This window comes from Methanoregula sp. (genome assembly GCF_041663825.1).
Classification (GTDB): domain Archaea; phylum Halobacteriota; class Methanomicrobia; order Methanomicrobiales; family Methanospirillaceae; genus Methanoregula.
Map to the genome: position 1 here is coordinate 22,052 of NZ_JBAYLY010000017.1, position 17,583 is coordinate 39,634.

Consider the following 17,583-nt stretch of genomic DNA (forward strand, 5'->3'; position numbering starts at 1 on the left):
AGTGTTAAGGATGCTCTGTAATTCCCGGCCGGACTCCTTTGTCAGGATCTAAAAAAAGAGATTACCTGCCGGATGATCAGTCACTGGCAGATAAAAAAAGAAGAGCGGATGAACTCCCCGCAAAATCAGGCAGAGCCCGCAGCACCCTTGCAGTCGTACAGGATTGTAGCGCCACCTGAGTCATCCGTCACGGTCACAGGGGTACAGGCGGAACTGGCCCAGCTGAAGATACTATTGCCACCGCCCATGCCCCCTCCACCATTGCCGCCGGTCTCAAAGTACCGTACCTTGCCGTCACGGACGTACTGCTGGAGTTTGGCTAAACTGATGGCATCGTCGCTCCCCATGAACCCGAAGCACATCACGGGTTTTCCCGTGTAGATGATCAGGTCTGCTGCCGATTGTGCATTCGGAACCACGAGGATCCAGGTCTCTGTGGTGGTGTTGGCCAGCAGGAATTTTGCAAGGCTTGCTGTAGAGACATCGCCCGAACCCATGCCGCCGGCTCCTCCGTTCATGGATGACCCACTGCCCGGTCCCGAATCCCCGGTATTCTGGTTCATGGTAAGACCGGCTGAGGCTCCCATACCTGTCGCAGCATTACCCATACCGGATCCTGACATGGCCGAACGGTCAGGACTGCGCGTTGTATCCCGGCTCATCCTGGACCCGTCCCGGCCCTGCTGGCTCTGGCCTGTTGTATCCGTTGAAGTACTGTTAATTATGGCACCGTACCCGACAGCTCCCGGGCCTGCCATGCCAACGGCATTCGATTGGCCAGACCCGCCGCTTCGGCCTCCCGAAGGGCCAGCTGTCGGCATGGTCCCGCCGTTCCCGTTCAGCATGGGGGTAAAGGACCAGACCAAAGGCGCAATAAAGAGGATGGCTAGGGCCACGGTTACGATCTTTGCCCGGTGGATCGTAACAGGAGATTCTTTTCGGATCTGCATCGCTGCCAGGAGCGCAGCACAGATGATCGTCCCAATGAGAACGAAGGGAAGGAGAGGTCCTGCCCACTCCGCATCGTAGGAGAGGAAGAGGACCTGGAGGAGATCGGTGATGAGGACTGCGGCCACAAGGAGCCAGCCGGCCCGGCCGCCTTCGGTATACCGCTCGTACAGCCCAACAGCTGCGATCCCGACCAGACCGGCGATGGGAGGAGCAATCGTAGCGATATAGTAGTCGTGCCAGAACCCGGAGGTGATGCTGAAGTATAAGAGGCCGGGGACCAGCCAGAGGAGGAATGCAAGGATAGTGAGCCACCGCTCGCTGGTGTAGCCTGCCTCATTGATACCCTCAAGGGAGAGGGTCTTTGGCTTCCGCAGCCATGCCAGGACCCCGATGAGGGCGAAGACCAATAGCCAGGCAATATCCCCGGCAAGGCCGTCCCGGAAGACGCGGAAGAGTCCGGGGCTTCCTCCGCTGTTCATGCCCCCGCCGCTGTTGCCTGAGACTGAGAACATGCTCAGGATACCCGAGGACGACTGCTGCATCCCTGACGGGCCCTGCTGGAATCCATTACCGGGTCCTGATGTCCCGTCCTGGGAACTGCCCGACATGCCCGGGGGAGTACCCGACATACCGCCGGTACTAACTGCACTGCCACCGGGTCCTGCAAACGAGGATGTGGACTGGTCCGGCGCACCCGTCGTGCTGTTCATCCGGTCCATGCCCGAAGGCCCCCCACTGGCTGAATTGCCGGAACTGCCTGACATTCCCGGGGGGGTGCCCGTCATACCGCCGACACTACCGGCACTGCCGCCGGGTCCCGCAAACGATGACGTGGCCGAGCCCTGGGAATCCACCGAACGGTTCATTCGGTCAAAACCGGCCATCCCGGCGTCAGAACTACCAGACGAGCCGCCCGGACCGCCACCCATACCGCTCCCCATGCCACTTCCATCGATGCCGAGGCGGTGGATGCCATTGTAGTTGATGATAAGGCCCAGAACTGTGTTGTCCCCGCTGCCGCCGATATAGGGGCGCTGATCCGCCGGGATCGCATCCACGACAAGCGCCCAGGAGAGTGAAACGGCCGCAAGGACGAGGGCCGCAAGAACGAGGTGGAGGATCCGCTTCTTCCAGTCCACTCCCGTTGCACCCCAGAGATAGACAACAAAGATCGCCGGCACGATGATGAAGGCCTGGATCATCTTGATGTTGAACGCGAGGCCGACAAGCGCCGCTGCGGCAAGGAGATACGGGAGCGAGCGTTCCCGTGCCGCCTTCAATACTACCCAGACGGCGAGAAGGATGACAAAGATCATCAGGCTGTCCATGGTCTCGTTGCGGGAGATCGCAACAAAGATCGGGGTGACGGCAAGGGCGAGCGCCGATACAAGCCCGGCGGTCTTCCCGAACGGGCGGGAGACGATGAAATAGATCAGGACAACGCAGCCGATCCCGGCGAGGGCCTCGGGAAGGACACAAATCCATTCCTGGTACCCCAGCACCGCGGCAAAGAGCGCCTGGACCCAGATCCCGACGGGCGGTTTGTCGACGGTGATGAACCCGGCCGGGTCAACGGAGCCAAAGAAGCCGGCCCACGGGTTGATGAGCGCGCTTTTGACTGCGGCTGCATAAAAGGCGTTCCCGCCCTGGTTCCAGAGGTTCCAGATGTTTAAGAACGCTGACAGGAGAACGATGCCTGCAAGGCAGATCTCTGCATAGTATTTTTTCAAAAATTCACGATCGATCAGATGCATCCCACCTTTGAGCGGTACATCCCCTCTACCCGGGATATATGTCAGGTTAATCGAACAAATGGGTACTTAATTATTGTTGATGCGAAACGGGAATATCATTCACCTTCCGGGGGTTATATTCACGGGGGAGTGATACGAACGGGGTTTGGCAGGGATCGGACTGCCCAGAAGTGATGGAAGCGATCTGAATATTATCGTGCCGATGAGAGCAGTTGTTCCCCTATACAAACTTGCGATGCCTTCCCGCATCAGGGCCTATATACTAGGGGCCGATGTAACGATGCCTGACGCGCAAAACGCCTCGTCGGGTTTTGCGCTACGCACTTACCTGGATCCCAAAATCCCGGTCAAAATCCTTGCCCTGCGAGGGCCCGACGAGGCGCCCGAGCGACTCCGAGCAGTGGCGAGGAGGAGGAAGAATCGTTACGTAACAATATCAGATTTCGTTAAATCTGAACAAACTGCCAGAAAATATGGGCCCGACCGGATTCGAACCGGTGACCTCCGCCGTGTAAGGGCGACGTCATACCGCTAGACCACGAGCCCGATAACCTACTAATGTCAGACTGGAATCTATTAAAAGTGTCGGGAATGGCTTTTACACAAGGTTCATGTCGCATTAAAGGCAGATTAAAAAATATAGTGTCTCAAAAACAACCAAGCCAAGATCCTACGCTATTGGGTTTATTATTAATAACCGTCGTTCTTTTTTGCATAGTGCTTGTTAGTCTGATGGTATTTCCGTTTCATTTTGAGTTAGAAGGAATAAGAGCTGTATCCTCGAATTATATTGTTATATCCACTGTCTTTTTAGGTGTTACATTTGCCGCGCTTTCAATAAAACAACGAGAATTTGCGAAAATAAAAAGACTTACTAACTATACTCTTGCAGTGTCCTTTTTATGTGCAGCGTTTAGCCTCGTTACACTTTATTTAAGTTATTTTAAAGAAAGTGAGCCTCAAGGTGTTTTGTCACCCCTTCCTTACACTTTTTTTCTAATATCGTCATTCTTGATGGCGTTATCAATGATATCGATTTTTTTAACAGCTCATCTTATAACCGGAAATGATTAAATTGGGGATCCCTCTTTTCGATATGCCCTATCTCTAGCATAATCCTTCTAGGAAAATTATTCCTAAAATACCTGAAAAAAAAGACTATTCCTTCTTGAGCTTGATATCGATGCCGTACTTTGCAGCATTCTTATCCGCAATCGCCTGGATCGCCGCAATCTCGGCGTCCTGCCTCTTTGGCTTGAAGAGGTGGCGGAATCGTTTCTGGGTCTTTAAGTACTCCTCGACCGGTTTCCTGACAACCTTTTTTGCCTTCGTGACCTCGCCATCCACCATCTCGTAGTTCACCCAGAGGCCGGTCTCGATGGCCAGTTTTGCAATGGCCATCGTCTGGTCGCTCTCGAAACCCCAGCCGGTACAGCAGGGGGCATGGAGCTGCACGTAGGTCGGTCCTACGGTGTTGATCGCCTTTTCCACCTTCTGGACCAGGTCGTTCGGGTAGGCGATCGATGCTGTTGCCACGTACGGTGCGCCGTGGGCCGCGAGGATCTGCGGCAGGTCCTTTTTCGGGCGCTTGTTCCCAAAGGACTGCGAACCGGCCGGGCTTGTGGTCGTGCTCGCATCGTACGGGGTCGCACCGGACCGCTGGATGCCGGTGTTCATGTAGGCCTCGTTATCGTAGCAGATGTAGGTGATATCGTGGCCGCGTTCGAACGCGCCGCTGATGCAGAGCATCCCGATATCAAACGTTGCGCCGTCGCCGGCGATAACAATGACCTTCTCTTTCCTGCCCTGTTTCTTGAGCGACGACTCAATCCCGGAGGCGACGGCCGAAGCGTTCTCAAAGAGCGAGTGGATCCACGGGACTTTCCACGCGGTCTCGGGGTATGGCGTGGAGAAGACTTCCATGCAGCCCGTCGATGAGACCACAATACAATTCGTGCCCGCTGCCTTGAGCATCAGCCGGGCCGCAAGTGCTGCCCCGCATCCGCCGCAGGCCCGGTGCCCGCAGTCGAAGAGTTCGCAGGTTTTTTCTGCCATAATTTAGAGCACCTCCTTACGCAGGCCGATGAACTGATCGCCTTTACCCTTCTCGGCAAGTGCGACAACTTCCCGGATATCCTTCTTCTGCACGTCCCTTCCCCCAAGGCCGATGATATAATCATAGACCGGAACGGAGGAACCGTAAAGGGCGTCCTTTACCTCAAGTGCCACGGCACCCTTTGCACCAAGCGAGATGTTCTTGTCGAGCACCGCGACATGCTTTGCGCCTTTGAGCGCTTTTGCCACATCTTCCGACGGGAACGGGCGGAAGACACGGATCTTGAGTAAGCCCACTTTCTTTCCTTCTTTCCGCAGGTCGTCGATGGTATCCTTGACCGTCCCGCAGATGGAACCCATCGCGACGATAACGGTCTCCGCATCGTCAAGCTGGTAGCCCTCGACCATCGCGCTGTAGTCCCGGCCGAACATCTTCCCGAACTCTTTTCCGGCGGCATGGATTGCGGCTTTTGCATCCTTGAGCGCCTTATCGGTCTCGTACCGGAATTCGAGGTAATACTCGGGGGTTGCATACATCCCGAAACTGACCGGGTCGGCCGCGTCGAGCCGCTCCGTTGGTGCAAACTTCGGCAGGTACTTGTCAACATCGGATTGGGTGAGCATATCCACCGGCTCATACGTGTGGGAGAGGATGAACCCGTCAAAGCAGACAAACGCGGGGAGCTGGACAGCGGGATTTTCTGCCACCTTGTAGGCGATATAGTGAAGATCGGTTGCCTCCTGGTTATCCTCGGCGTAGAACTGGAGCCAGCCGGAATCACGCAGGGAGATCGAGTCCTGCTGGTCGTTCCAGATGGAGAGCGGTGCCCCGAGCGCACGGTTGGCGATCGTCATTATGATGGGCAGGCGCATACCGGCAACGTTGAAGCAGACCTCGAACATCAGGGCGAGCCCCTGTGATGTGGTTGCGGAATAGGTACGGGATCCTGCTGCGCTTGCCCCGAGGCAGGCGGAGAGCGCGGAGAACTCGCTTTCAACCGTGATGTAGTCCGCGTCAAGTTTCCCGTTTGCCACCATCTCGGCGAGCGCCTCGACAATGTGCGTCTGGGGCGTTATCGGGTACGCGGCAACGACCTGCGGACGGCAGAGCCGGACCGCCTCGGCGACAGCCATCGAGCCTTCGGTAATTTCAAGCATCTACTTCTCCTCCTGTTTCATTGCGATCGCTTCCTTTGGGCACTCTTCTGCACACAGCCCGCATCCCTTGCAGTATGCATAATCAGGATCGAAGAAGCCCTCCTTGTCCTCCGTGATACAGCCCTCGGGGCAGATGACCTGGCATGTCCCGCACTTGGAGCACTTTTCGTGATCGAAGATCGGCTTGAAGACCCGCCACGAACCGGTTTTGTTATCCCGTCCCTTTCCCGGGCGGGCACGGCACCCGACAGCAAGCGCCATTATGCCGCCCCCTTAACAGACTCGAATGCTTGGCGTGCCGCTTCGATATTCTTCTCTGCCAGTTCTTTTGGGAACCGGTGGTAAAGCGCATTCTTGAGCGCATCGAACTTGATCTCGCCGGTCGCCGCAGCGAACGCACCCATAAGTGAAGTGTTGGTGATGGGAAGGCCGATGACCTTGAGCGCGATGGATGTCGCATCGATGGTGATCAGTTTCACGCCATCGGGGACCTTGTAGTCCGGTGCCTTCTCGGTATTGACAATGACGATCCCGCCCTTCTTTACACCGGAAAAAACATTCACGTCCTTGATGAGCGTGCTGTCCTGCACGATGATATAGTCCGGCTCGTAGACCTGGCTGCGGAGTCTGACCTTCCGGTCGTCAAACCGCACGAATGCCTGGACCGGAGCACCGCGCCTCTCGACACCAAATGCCGGAAACGCCTGTGAAAAAACGCCGCCTTCAAACGCAGCAATAGCAATCAGTTCCGCAGCGGTGACCGATCCCTGGCCGCCCCTGCCGTGGATGCGCAATTCTCTCAAAGGAAAAATCCCCCAGTAATCTTACATGATAAATCGATATAAATCTAGAGATCTACATCGATTCCGAGGATATCACGGGCACCTGAAAAAACGTCGCGGGCAATTGCAGACAGCCCCCGGGATGCGCACCATTCATCATATACAGCCACATCCTGCCCCAGAAGCGATTCCACATCCGGTGCGATAAGGGGCGCAAGCGACCCGGCAAGTGCAACCCGCGCGCGGGAATTTAAGAGCAGGAGCGCGGCGCACTCCATGGCCGCAAACATGGCGACGGTTCTCATGCGGAGGTTATTGTCGTCGGGCAGATTGTAATCCACCCCGGCCTGCTGGAAGGCCTCGTTTGCGCTGCACTCCCCCGCATCAATCTTACGGATGGCGTCGACATCGAGGGCTCCGTGCCGGGTGCCCGGTGCAAAGATGCAGGCATCAAAGGCACCGACCAGTTTTCCTCCCGTGACAAGGAGCGTGACCGTGTTGGAACTCGCGTCCGAGACCACGACGTCGTCACCGAGATCGTGGCAGACTGCGTAGGCGATTCCGATCTTCTCGGGGCTGGACTGGTGGGAGTAGGCCTTGAACCGGGGATCGGTCGGGGAACCCCGGTGCAGGCCGGGGATGACGATGGTGGGGATACCGCTCTTTTTGATCTCGTCAAAGACCTTCGTACCACCTCCGATGTGTTTGCCTGCCCCCTCCCGGCTGACAACACCCCGGTTTTTTATCTTTTTTATATCGGTGATCTTTGAAAAATTGTCACCCATCGAATAACAGAGCGCGATCCCTTCGATCTCATCGGTCGGGCAGAGCCGGCCAAGGTCTGCTGTAGTAAATCCCGTCGCTTCCTCGCGCGTCAGTTTGAAACGGCCCGTGTCAGATGCAAACCGCATGGCGGTTGTGCCGTGATCAATCCCGATGAACATAGCAGTAATCCTATAGCATGGGTTACATAATAGGTATTGATGTTTGATGTGGTGACAGGCGGGGCCGGGTTCATCGGCTCCCATCTGGTTGACACGCTTGTTGCGCAGGGCAACGAAGTGCTTGTCATCGACTCCCTCTGTGCAGGGCGCCGCGAAACGATCGCCCGGCATATTGATGGCTGTAAGGTCAGGTTTATCCAGGCCGATCTGCTGGGCGATGGCTGGCAGGATCATCTCGAAGGGGCGGACCGGCTTTTCCACCTTGCCGCTGACCCGGATGTCCGCCAGAGCGCTCTCAATCCTGACCCGACAATGCAGAACAATATCATGGCTACGTACCGGGTGCTCGAAGCGATGCGCCTGCATAATGTTCCGGAACTGGTCTTCACATCCACGTCCACGGTCTATGGCGATGCAAAAGTTATCCCGACCCCGGAGGATTATGCCCCGCTCCTGCCGATTTCCGTCTACGGAGCGAGCAAGCTTGCCTGCGAGGCACTGATCTCCTCATACTGCTATTCGTTTGGCATGAAGGCCTGGATCTACCGGTTTGCCAATATCGTGGGCGATCGCAGCGGCCACGGTGTCATTACGGATTTTATCCGGAAGCTCAAAGAGAACCCGGCCGAGCTTGAGATTCTCGGTGACGGCAAACAGGCGAAGTCCTATCTCGAAGTACATGAATGCGTTGCCGCCATGCTCTTTGCCCTCCGGACCCGGGATACGGTCAACATCTTCAATATCGGCTCCGAGGACTGGATCGATGTAAAGAGTATCGCGGAGATCGTAGCCGATGAGATGCACCTGCCTGATGTAAAGTTCCGGTTCACCGGTGGCGAGCGCGGCTGGGTCGGGGATGTGCCAAAGATGCAGTTATCCATTGAACGGATAAAAAGCAGGCGCTGGAAGCCCGAACTGGGTTCACAAGAGAGCGTGAGGCTGGCTGTCCGCGACCTCCTCAAATCGCAATAAGGGGATTTTTTTATGAAGTGTATCCTGATTCTCGGGGACGGCATGGCAGACGAGCCGATCCCGCAGCTGGGGGGAAAAACCCCTCTTGAGTATGCACAGACCCCAAACATGGACCGGATGGCAAAGGAAGGGGCGTGCGGCATGCTTCACACGATTCCCGACCGGTTCGAACCGGGCAGCGATATTGCGAACATGTCGATCCTCGGGTATGCTCCCGAGAAGTACTACACAGGACGGGGCCCGCTCGAAGCGATGAGCATGGGAATCGACCTTGCCCCCACCGATGTCGCGTACCGGTGCAATATCGTGACGGTCAGAGATGAAATCATGGCAGATTTTTCTGCCGGTCATATCACCAGTGCCGAAGGGGCAGCGCTCTTTACCTCACTTACCCCCCATGTGCCCGGGGTCACTGTAAAGGCGGGGGTCAGCTACCGTAATCTCCTTGTAATCCCGCACGGGTCAGCGGCGGATTCGACAGCGCCCCATGACATCGTAGGTCAGCCCATCACGGAGTACCTGCCCCGGAACGGGGATGCGTCACTCCTTCTTTCCTGCATGGCAAAGAGCCGCGAAGTGTTCCGCGATCACCCGGTGAACGTGGCGCGGATAAAAACGGGAAAACCCCCGGCGACGCAGATCTGGCCGTGGAGCGGGGGCCGGCGCCCGGCGTTTCCCTCCTTTAACCAGAAATATGGCCTGAAAGGAGGGATGATCTCCGCAGTGGATCTCTTAAACGGCATCGCCCGCTGCGCCGGCATGGAGATCATCACCGTTCCCGGAGCCACAGGATATTTTGACACGGATTACATGGCAAAGGCGCAATATGCCCTCGACGCGATCAAACACCTCGACTTTGTCTATGTCCACATCGAGGCCCCGGATGAGGCAGGACACGCAGGCAGTATCGAGGAGAAGGTACGAGCGATCGAGAACGTTGACCGCGTGGTGGGCGCCATACGGAAAGAGTTTGACGGCGTTGTTGCCGTCCTGCCCGATCACCCGACACCTATACGGATTAAGACGCATTCCCGGGAACCGGTGCCGTTCGTGGTGACGGGGAAAGGTACGGATAATCTCACGCAGTTCTCCGAGAAAGAAGCCCGGTCGGGAATGTTCGGGACAAAAGAGGCGACCGACTTCCTGTCGTTCTTATTCACCTGAATTTTTTTAGAAGTTTTAGAAGAATGATGCGGCATCAGTCCCCTGCATCATCACCGATTCAGTGGGGGTAACTTTCATCACTTGCCACGAAATAATTTAATATAATTAATTATACAACCACATAAGTTTATCGAATCCTGTCCCTTGTATTTTGTCTCAGATACCCCACCGGATATACTCCTATCATGTTCAGGAGAACAAGTCGTTTTACACCGAAAACGAATTTATCGGCTGATTACCGGTATTTCTGTCATACCAAGAACGTCCAGAATAGACTGCCCCTACTCCGCGGGTGCAGAGAACTCCCCGACATGTGGGGATTCCTTAAAGGGCACGACCCACGATCTGGCTGGCGATTTGTACGGTAAATGGATCAGGTGGCTAATGTAGAAAAATATACCCGTGCAATTTATCAACCACTACGTCGATACAATTTAAAAATTTTTGGGGGGGGGGTTGTTTTTCATGAAGGTATGCGCTGATAGTGGTGGAGTTATTCACATTTGTGTGATTGTCGCGTTATGTATGCTTATTGTAATTCTGCCGGTATCGGCAGACAATATGCAGAACGGAACCGTTGTGGTGAACGGATCGGTGGGATCAAATAATATCAGGGCCCCTTCCACGGTAATAGCCCCGGTTGTTGGCTTTACCGGCACTCCAACCTCTGGCAAAGTACCATTAACCGTCAGGTTCACTGATACCTCCACAAACACCCCCACGGGCTGGGCATGGTATTTCGGCGACGAAACCTACACGCAGGCATGGACCCGGGTGAATGCAAGTGCCGGATGGTCGTTTAGAATTGGTCAGAGCAGCGTGGCGATGCCGGATGGCAGGATCTTCGTGATGGGCGGGTTTAACAATGTCACCGGCTTAAGAAACGATGTATGGCAGTCGACAGATAACGGTGCGACATGGACGCTGATGAATGCGAGTGCAGGGTGGGCGCCGCGATACGATCACAGCGGTGTGGCTTTGGCAGACGGCAGTATTCTCGTGATGGGCGGGTTTATCGGCACATCACAGGGATCACGGGGAACATCGCTCCTGCCTCCGAAATCATCGGTCTCGCGCGGATTCGCGGATGGCAGTTCCATCAGTAATGACGTGTGGCGGTCGACAGATAACGGCGTAACCTGGACGAAGATGACAGCGAGTGCAGGGTGGTCGGCACGATCCTATCAAAGCACTGTTGTGATGCCGGACTGCAGTATCGTCCTGATGGGCGGGGCTGTCAGCGCCGGTTTAAAGAATGATGTGTGGCGGTCGACAGATAACGGCGCAACATGGACGCAGGTGACAGCGAGTGCAGGGTGGTCGGCACGATCGTATCCGAGCAGTGTTGTAATGCCGGACGGCTCCATCGTACTGGCGGGAGGCGAGGACAGCACCGGCGTTAAGAATGACGTATGGAGGTCGACAGATAACGGCGCAACATGGACGCAGGTGAATGCGAGTGCAGAGTGGGCGCCACGGTACGGTCATTCCAGTGTCGCGATGCCTGATGGCAGCATCGTCCTGATGGGCGGTTTTGACGGCCTTGTGACAGATATGAATGACATATGGAGGTCGACCGATAACGGTGCAACATGGACGCAGGTGACAGCGAGTGCAGAGTGGACGCCACGGTACGGTCATTCCAGTGTCGCGATGCCAGATGGCAGTATCGTGCTCGCGGGGGGCGGTGACGGCGGCCTGAATAACGACGTGTGGCGCATCGTGCCCGCTGGATCAACAGCACAGAACCCGTCGCATATCTACACAACACCAGGGATCTATTCGGTGGCGCTGCAGGCATACAATACCGGCGGATACAACACCACGCGAAAGATAGGATATATTATTGTGCCATCGGCACCCGTTGCCAACTTCGTGGGAACACCCACCTCCGGCAACATCCCTCTCACCGTGAAATTCACTGACACCTCGACCGGCTTCCCGACACAGTGGGACTGGAACTTCGGGGATGGTTCACTCGTGAATGCAACCAAACAGAACCCGGTGCATACCTATACTTCAGCCGGTACCTATACGGTTTCCCTGACTGCAACGAATACGACGTATGGCAACAATACCGCCGGGAAGATGGGGTATATCACGGTGAGCAGCGGCAGTGCCGGGTCGGTAGGTGAGATCGGCGTATACCGTCCATCGACTCACACATTCTATCTGGATTATATTGGAAACGGTGTGTGGAATGATGCGGTACAATATAACTTCGGTTTAACCGGTGATATTCCGGTATCCGGGGACTGGAACAATGGCGAAAAATCCGAGATAGGCGTATACCGTCCATCGACTCACACGTTCTATCTGGATTACAATGGAAACGGGGTATGGGATGGAGCGGTAACCGACCGGGCATATAATTTCGGCACGACCGGGGATATTCCGGCATCCGGGGACTGGAACAATGACGGCAAATCCGAGATCGGTGTATACCGTCCATCGACCCACACTTTCTATCTGGATTACAATGGAAACGGGGTATGGGATGGAGCGGTAATCGACCGGGCATATAATTTCGGTACGACCGGGGACATTCCGGTATCCGGGGACTGGAACAATGACGGCAAATCCGAGATCGGTGTATACCGTCCATCGGCGCACACGTTCTATCTGGATTACAATGGAAACGGGGTATGGGATGGAGCGGTAACTGACCGGGCATATAATTTCGGCACTACCGGAGACATTCCGGTATCCGGGGACTGGAATAATAACGGCAAATCCGAGATCGGTGTATACCGCCCATCGGCGCACACGTTCTATCTGGATTACAATGGAAACGGGGTATGGGATGGAGCAATAACTGACCGGGCATATATTTTCGGCACTACCGGAGACCAGCCGGTAACTGGCAGATGGACACTGGCCGGCTATCCTATAGATACCACGGTTTTAACAACAGTTGACCGCACAATTGCCATTGTCCCTGTTCCTTCAACTTCACCGGTGCTCTATCCATACCAGGTTTCCAACTATACAGAGTATGGATATGGTGTCTGGAAGTTCGGCCCGGGGTTGCCTTATGAGAGAAGAGAGGATATTCTGCGGCCCGGATACAACAATACATCGGTCGTAGCTAAGGCAAGACTTCTGAATTACTTTACCATAACAGATATCCATATAACCGATGAAGAAAGTCCGGTTTCTGCAATATTTTTGGGCTACAAGACCACTGAACCGTCTGCCTCTTCGGCGTATTCACCGGTTATGATGCTCACAACCCAGAATTTCGACGCAGCCGTCCAGACGATAAATGCACTTCACCAACAAAAACCGTTTGATTTCGGTATCTCTCTTGGCGATACAGACAACAGCGATCAGTACAACGAGCTGCGGTGGTACATCGATATCCTTGATGGCAAACCGATCAACCCGGATTCCGGTGTGAAGGACGATCCAGTCCCGGGACCCTACAACGATTATCAGGACGAGTTCAAGGCAGCAGGGCTTAATTCAACAATCCCGTGGTTCCAGACGCTTGGCAACCACGATCACTTCTATACCGGTTTCCTGCAACCGAATGATTATTTCCGTAATACCCTGATAGGCACGAATATCATCAACCTGGGTTATGTATTCACAAATCCTCTCGGCATGAATAGCCGAGGTTATTATATGGGCTCAATCGACGGCAGAACCCGGTACGGGGATGTTATAGGGGCAGGACCAGTCGGAGACTTTACCAGTCCTCCACAGGTACTCGCAGCCGATCCAAACCGCCGTTCAATTACTGAGTCGCAATGGATGGCCGAATTCCTCAATACAACTTCAAGCCCGGTGGGACATGGATTCAACCAGTCCAATGTGGATACGGGATTTGCCTGCTATTCTTTCGAACCAAAGTCTGACATACCCATCAGGGTTATCGTACTTGACGATACGCAGGCCGACACTGCTACCACAAATCCCGAGAGTCTCGGCATGGGGCATGCAACGCTGGACACAGCACGCTACAACTGGCTGGTAAACGAACTTAACAGGAGTCAGGCTGAAAACAAGCTCGTGATCATCTCCGCGCACATACCGATAGGGGTCAGTCCGGCTGGCTCTGATGGGGGCTGGGATCCAACTGCTCCAATAACCGAAGCACAGCTGATTGCAAAACTCCATACCTATCCGAATCTCCTCCTGTGGATATCGGGACACCGGCATGTAAATCAGATCACCCCCTTCAATTCAACCGATCCAGTTAACAATTCCGAATCCGGGTTCTGGGAGGTCGAAACCTCGTCATTAAGGGATCTTCCTCAAGAGTTCCGCATGTTTGAGATCGTCCGCAACAGCGACAACACGGTTTCAATCATTACGACGGACGTTGATCCGGCAGTCCGGGACGGGACGCTTGCTGCCCAATCACGGTCTTATGGTGTCGCGGCCCAGGAGATATTCGCGAATCCGCTCAGCCCACCTGAAGGTTCAGGCAATGCAATACTGGTCAAACAACTGACGCCGGAAATGCAGGTGATAATACAGAACTACGGAACGCCAATCTAGGGAATAATTTTGTCATGAAAATCTGGGAACTATCAAGTCCCCAGTCCACTTTTATCGGAGTGATCATCTCTCTCAATAATCTGGAAGCCTGCTTTTACCAACAATTCGATAGCAGCCGAAACAGAAAATGAATCATTCATACAGGGTTTAGGTAGACGAGACGAATTAGTGAGTGGAGAATTTTTTTCTTGATAGAGTTCGTCGTTGGTAAGTAAATGCCAGACGAGTTTGAGAATTTTTCTGGCTAAAGCAACAATGGCTTTCTTGTAACCCGAGCGATAGAAAATGCGATCAAAGAAAACTCGGAGAGCCGTGTTTTTTGTTCGAATGCAGGAATGAGCGATCTCAACAAGGATCCATCGGATATGCTTGGACCCTTGTTTTGTAATTGCTCCGGTGTGGAGTTTATTAGCGGATTGATAGACTCGGGGTGTGATTCCCACCCATTTAGCCAGTTTATCCGGTGTGGAGAAATCGTTGACATCTCCAATTTCAGCCAACAACGTTGTCGCACCGATCGTACCGATTTTTCCGAAAACTTCTGACGGGTTTTATGCCCGGTGACCCGCTATCCGTCCATCAGAGAGGTTATCAATTTTAACGTTGATGCTGTAACGATGAAGAAGAACCTGCTGATGTGGGACGAGTCGCTCTTCCGCGACCCAGAAGTGTTCGAGATCGATTACGTTCCCGAACAGTTCGAGTTCCGTGACGCGCAGATGCGGGAACTTGCGTTCCAGATCCGGCCCGGGCTCCGGGGCGGCCGGCCGCTCAATACGATCTGCAAGGGCCTGCCCGGCTCGGGGAAAACCACCAGTATCAAGAAACTCTTCCAAGAGGTCGAAGAGACAACAAAAAAACTGGTGCCGGTCCACATCAACTGCCAGATCGACAATACCAAGTTTGCGATCCTCTCCCAGATCTACAGGAAACTCTCCGGCCACCTGCCACCTTCTTCGGGAACCTCGTTCAAGCAGGTTTTTGACGCGGTCGCCCGCATTCTCTTAAAAGAGGAGTGCGTGCTGCTCGTCGCACTCGACGATGCCAATTACCTTCTCTACGAGAACGAGCTCAACAAGGTGCTCTACACGCTTTTGCGGGCCCATGAGTCATACGAGGGTGTCCGTATTGGCGTCATTGTGATCATCAGCGACCCCGATGTCGATCTTTCCCGTGCCGTGGACGCCCGGGTTGCGTCGGTCTTCCGGCCCACCGAGATCTACTTCCCCCCGTACGGGAACGCAGAAGTTCAGGAGATTATGAAAGCGCGGGTGATGCAGGGATTTTTCAACAGCGTCATCAGCGATGAGATGCTCGACCTCGTGGTAGAGCAGACCTTAAAAAGCGGCGACCTGAGAGTGGGTATCGACCTCCTGAAACGGGCCGCCCTCAACGCGGAGCGTGCCGCCCGGCGCTGCATCGACCGTGAGGATATCTGCGGGGCGTACGAGGTCTCAAAATATCTGCACCTTCAATACACCATAAAGACACTCAAGGATGAGGAACGTAAGATCCTCACGGGACTTGCCACGGCGAGTATCGCGGGAGCCGGGATGAATGCTGGCGAGGTATACAAAACAATAAAGGAACAGGTGCCGGTCGGGTACACCCGTTTTTATGAGATTGTCAAAAAGATGGACGCGATGCGGCTTGTCAACCTCCAGTACCGGGAAGGAAAGGGCAGGACCCGGGTCATCACCCTCCGGTACGAACCGGAAAAGATGCTGGGATACCTTTCATAAGGCCGATGAAATATTTTCAAAAATCTTATCTATTTGGGAACCCACTTCATATGAGACAGGGGTTTTTCTATGTTAAGTGTTAACGAACTGGCACTTGAAATATTCGACAATCTCGCCGATCTGGCTGAGGAGTTTAACGCTGTTTACCATGAATTGGATAATGGCGCTCGCATTGTTGATTGTGGTGTAAGTACGAGAGGCGGGTATGCGGCAGGGAGGGCCTTTACCGAGATCTGCATGGGCGGTCTTGGCGAGGTCAACTTCCGGATGGGACAGATAAAGGGGTTCCCGATGCCGTTCATTGACGTCAATACCGATTTCCCGTCGATTGCCTGCCTCGGGGCCCAGAAGGCCGGCTGGACGGTCAAGGTCGGGAACTACTTTGCGATGGGTAGCGGCCCGGCCCGGGCGCTCTCGCTCAAGCCCAAGCACACCTACGAAGTGATTGATTACGAGGATGACTACGACTGCGCCGTGATGTGCCTTGAGTCCGATCACCTGCCAAACGGCGAGGTCATGGAGAAGATTGCCGAGGAATGCCATGTCGATGTGGCAAATACCTGTGCGGTTGTCGCGCCGACCTCTTCGATTGTCGGATCGATCCAGGTCTCGGGACGCTGCGTGGAGACCGCGATCTACAAGTTAAACGAGCTTGGGTTTGACACCCGGAAGATCATGTCCGCCATCGGCACTGCCCCGATCCCCCCGGTACGGGGTGCGAAGCGTGCGATGGGCGTGACAAACGACGCAACCATCTACCACGGCCAGATCCAGCTTACGATGAACGCACCCGAGATCAAGGACTACCTTGAGAAGATCCCGAGCAGCAAGTCCAAGGGATACGGCAAGCCGTTCAACGACATCTTCAAGGAAGCAGGGTACGACTTCTACAAGATCGATACTTCGCTCTTCTCTCCTGCCGAGGTTATTATCAACGAACTCTCTGACGGGAGCGTCTACCACGTCGGTGCTGTTAACGACGATGTGACCCTGAAATCGTTCGGGTTACAGTAATCTTTTTTTTACGTTTTTTATTCAGGTTTTATTACAAGACCATGAGACTCATTCGGGGTGCAGTTGCCCGACGGGGAGCCCGCGGCCGCCCATGAGATCCGCTCGGGAAGTGGTAACAGGCGCTGTTTTCTCCGTCACCACTTCACCCAGAATCCCTTGAACTCTCCTGTAGCCTCACCCTGCGTGATCTGCATGCCATCAACCAGAATTTCCGGCTCACCGTGAGCCCATACAAGCCGGGCAAACTCATCCAGTGCCGCAAGTGACCCCTCCGCAATTATTTGCACCGAACCGTCAGGCATGTTCTGTACCGTGCCATGCAACCCGTGATTGTGGGCACAGACCGAGACAAATTGTCGGTACCCGACACCCTGTACCTTTCCGGTTGCCACTAGGGTTGCCCTCATCATTGTTCCTGAGCTGGGATTGCATCGTTTTAAATCTTGCCGTTTTGTACAGGGAGACGGGAGCCATTTTCAGAGGCGTTGTGAGCAGGAGAAAACGCCGGAATTTCCCCTTGCCCCCTCTCGCAGCCGGTCCC

At 54.6% G+C, this 17,583-nt stretch carries 14 protein-coding genes and 1 tRNA gene; 6 read left to right on the top strand and 9 right to left on the bottom strand.

What is annotated here, in order from left to right; genetic code table 11:
* Positions 1–125: 125 nt before the first annotated feature.
* Both WCX19_RS08900 and WCX19_RS08905 read right to left on the bottom strand, forming a co-directional pair.
* Positions 126–2,705 carry a glycosyltransferase family 39 protein gene (locus tag WCX19_RS08900; RefSeq protein ID WP_373007269.1) on the bottom strand — a complete coding sequence of 860 codons (2,580 nt, stop codon included), beginning with the start codon at positions 2,703–2,705 and terminating at the stop codon, positions 126–128.
* A 474-nt stretch (positions 2,706–3,179) separates the two neighbouring features.
* A tRNA-Val gene (locus WCX19_RS08905) sits at positions 3,180–3,251 on the bottom strand.
* 12 nt (positions 3,252–3,263) lie between these two features.
* Between WCX19_RS08905 and WCX19_RS08910 the strand changes: the two genes are divergently transcribed.
* Positions 3,264–3,779 (top strand): hypothetical protein, encoded by a 516-nt coding sequence (locus tag WCX19_RS08910; protein WP_373007271.1) that lies wholly within the window; start codon positions 3,264–3,266, stop codon positions 3,777–3,779.
* Positions 3,780–3,863: 84 nt separating this feature from the next.
* Here the strand turns inward: WCX19_RS08910 and WCX19_RS08915 are convergent, their stop codons facing one another.
* From WCX19_RS08915 to WCX19_RS08935, 5 genes are read right to left on the bottom strand one after another with little or no spacing between them, the layout of a single operon-like run.
* A complete protein-coding gene (locus WCX19_RS08915) occupies positions 3,864–4,760 on the bottom strand; it encodes a thiamine pyrophosphate-dependent enzyme (RefSeq protein ID WP_373007273.1) in 897 nt (298 codons plus the stop codon).
* Positions 4,761–4,763: 3 nt separating this feature from the next.
* Positions 4,764–5,918 carry a pyruvate synthase subunit PorA gene (porA, locus tag WCX19_RS08920; protein WP_373007275.1) on the bottom strand — a complete coding sequence of 385 codons (1,155 nt, stop codon included), beginning with the start codon at positions 5,916–5,918 and terminating at the stop codon, positions 4,764–4,766.
* Complete coding sequence (locus WCX19_RS08925) at positions 5,919–6,179, bottom strand: 4Fe-4S binding protein (RefSeq protein ID WP_373007277.1); 261 nt, start codon at positions 6,177–6,179, stop codon at positions 5,919–5,921. It abuts the gene before it with no gap.
* Positions 6,179–6,721 carry a pyruvate ferredoxin oxidoreductase subunit gamma gene (locus WCX19_RS08930; protein ID WP_373007279.1) on the bottom strand — a complete coding sequence of 181 codons (543 nt, stop codon included), beginning with the start codon at positions 6,719–6,721 and terminating at the stop codon, positions 6,179–6,181. The genes WCX19_RS08925 and WCX19_RS08930 overlap by 1 nt, the downstream gene beginning before the upstream one ends.
* 44 nt (positions 6,722–6,765) lie before the next feature.
* A complete protein-coding gene (locus tag WCX19_RS08935; RefSeq protein WP_373007281.1) occupies positions 6,766–7,644 on the bottom strand; it encodes a methanogenesis marker 12 protein in 879 nt (292 codons plus the stop codon).
* A gap of 39 nt (positions 7,645–7,683) precedes the next feature.
* On the opposite strand from WCX19_RS08935, the gene WCX19_RS08940 reads away from it, so the two are divergent.
* From WCX19_RS08940 to WCX19_RS08950, 3 genes are all read left to right on the top strand, one after another.
* Positions 7,684–8,616, top strand: a complete 933-nt coding sequence (locus tag WCX19_RS08940; protein WP_373007283.1) for an NAD-dependent epimerase/dehydratase family protein — start codon at positions 7,684–7,686, stop codon at positions 8,614–8,616.
* Positions 8,617–8,628: 12 nt separating this feature from the next.
* Positions 8,629–9,780 (top strand): cofactor-independent phosphoglycerate mutase, encoded by a 1,152-nt coding sequence (locus WCX19_RS08945; RefSeq protein WP_373007285.1) that lies wholly within the window; start codon positions 8,629–8,631, stop codon positions 9,778–9,780.
* A gap of 465 nt (positions 9,781–10,245) precedes the next feature.
* Positions 10,246–14,286 (top strand): TIGR03768 family metallophosphoesterase, encoded by a 4,041-nt coding sequence (locus WCX19_RS08950; RefSeq protein WP_373007287.1) that lies wholly within the window; start codon positions 10,246–10,248, stop codon positions 14,284–14,286.
* A gap of 32 nt (positions 14,287–14,318) precedes the next feature.
* Here the strand turns inward: WCX19_RS08950 and WCX19_RS08955 are convergent, their stop codons facing one another.
* Positions 14,319–14,813, bottom strand: coding sequence for a transposase (locus WCX19_RS08955; RefSeq protein ID WP_373007329.1), 495 nt, complete (start codon positions 14,811–14,813; stop codon positions 14,319–14,321).
* A gap of 90 nt (positions 14,814–14,903) precedes the next feature.
* Between WCX19_RS08955 and WCX19_RS08960 the strand changes: the two genes are divergently transcribed.
* Both WCX19_RS08960 and mch read left to right on the top strand, forming a co-directional pair.
* Entirely contained in the window at positions 14,904–16,028 is a 1,125-nt protein-coding gene (locus tag WCX19_RS08960; RefSeq protein WP_373007331.1) for an ORC1-type DNA replication protein, read from the top strand.
* Positions 16,029–16,097: 69 nt separating this feature from the next.
* On the top strand, positions 16,098–17,042 hold the full coding sequence (gene mch / locus WCX19_RS08965) for a methenyltetrahydromethanopterin cyclohydrolase (protein WP_373007289.1): 945 nt from the start codon (positions 16,098–16,100) through the stop codon (positions 17,040–17,042).
* Between the two features lie 134 nt (positions 17,043–17,176).
* Here mch and WCX19_RS08970 read toward each other — a convergent pair whose 3' ends face one another.
* Complete coding sequence (locus tag WCX19_RS08970) at positions 17,177–17,452, bottom strand: acylphosphatase (RefSeq protein WP_373007291.1); 276 nt, start codon at positions 17,450–17,452, stop codon at positions 17,177–17,179.
* Positions 17,453–17,583: the final 131 nt, after the last annotated feature.